Annotated in this window: 1 protein-coding gene; it reads left to right on the top strand. The window is 63.7% G+C overall.

The genetic code is table 11. The features are described from left to right. The coding region (locus ACZ3HH_RS30935) for a DNA methyltransferase (RefSeq protein WP_465810514.1) at positions 1 to 245 on the top strand (245 nt) is incomplete at both ends.

Below are 245 nucleotides of genomic sequence, written 5' to 3'. Positions count from 1 at the left end.
GGGCTATGGCGGCAAGTTCGCCTTCGTTTCAACCAACTCGATCACCCAAGGTGAGGCGGTCTCTTCAATGTTCCGCCCGATCTTCGCCGCCGGGTGGCGCATCGGATTCGCACACCGCACGTTCTCGTGGACGTCCGAGGCGCCTGGTGCGGCCGCCGTGCACTGCACGATCCTCGGCTTCGACAAGACGCCGCGAGTGACACCGAAGCTCTACGACTATGGGACCAACCTCAAGGGCGAGCCCA

This window comes from Pseudomonas sp. PME37.24/025, from assembly GCF_055556615.1.
The sequence above is the reverse complement of the archived record's forward strand: the minus strand, read 5'-3'. Positions and strand labels throughout refer to the sequence as shown.